Below are 1,032 nucleotides of genomic sequence, written 5' to 3'. Positions count from 1 at the left end.
GTGCTCCTTTAGAACCGTCAGCGAAAACAACAGCTTTGCTTCCTTTTGCTTTCAATTCATTAGCAATTTCAGTTGCAGTCTTATCAGTAGTACCACCACCTACGATTGCATTGTAAACTTCCACTAAAGTTTTGTTTACAGCACTTGGTTTTAATCTGTATCTGGAGTCAGCGTTAGCTCCAGTTAATGACATGTTAGACTCCACCTGAATGTGTCTCAACATGCTTGCTCCTGGTTTTCTAGCTGCTGCATAAGAAGTCTCTAAGCTTGAAGCGTTATAATCTCCTAAGAAATCAGCCTGGAAAGAAACTACCAATTCAGAACCTTTAAGGTCATAAACAGGTAATGCTCTTTGTCCGAATACTTCCTGTGCTGCATCTAATCCTGCAGAGTAAGGGAATGCATCATAAGTTACTAATTCCGCTGTAGGATATTTAGCTTTGAATTCAGCGAATAACTTTTTGAAAGTTGGTGAAGCAAAAGAGTGTGATAATACCACAATCTTTTTGCCAGACGCTTTAGCTTCTTCCAACCCTTTGATAACGAAACTGTCTACTTTATCGAAAGTTTCATCTTTACCGTCTAGTTTAGGCTGCTTTACTTTATCGTTATCATAAAGAGAAAGTACACTTGCCTGAGCTCTTGCGTTAGTTTTACCTAAATCGCCACCAGCCGGGTTGGGTTCAATTTTGATAGGTCTACCTTCACGGGTTTTTACTAAAACACTAGCAAAGTCGAAACCGTCAAAATAAGTTGAAGCGTAATAATTAGGGATTCCCGGAATAATATCATGCGGCTTTACCACATAAGGAATCGTTTTGATTACCGGAGCTTCGCAGGCAGCTAATGTTACTGCTGCTGTAGAGAACCCTAGTAATTTAAGGAAATCTCTTCTTGAAGTACTAGATCCGTTTTTCTCAGCATCTCCAAGGAAATCTTCTACCGGAATTTCTTCCTGAAACTCTTTCTGAGCCAGCTTATTATTCAAAGCTGGATCTTTAAGTTCATGAATACTTCTGAATTGTATTTTGT

1 protein-coding gene is annotated in these 1,032 nt (G+C 39.1%); it reads right to left on the bottom strand.

Going from position 1 to position 1,032, the window contains the following annotated elements:
• Nucleotides 1-1,032 (bottom strand): TAT-variant-translocated molybdopterin oxidoreductase (locus GB932_RS22235; RefSeq protein ID WP_156758943.1); only part of this gene is annotated, 1,032 nt, incomplete at both ends.

Source organism: Microbacterium karelineae, from assembly GCF_009745985.1.
Classification (GTDB): Bacteria; Actinomycetota; Actinomycetes; order Actinomycetales; family Microbacteriaceae; genus Microbacterium; species Microbacterium karelineae.
Note: the sequence above shows the minus strand (reverse complement) of the source record. Positions and strands in the feature narration are given on the sequence as shown.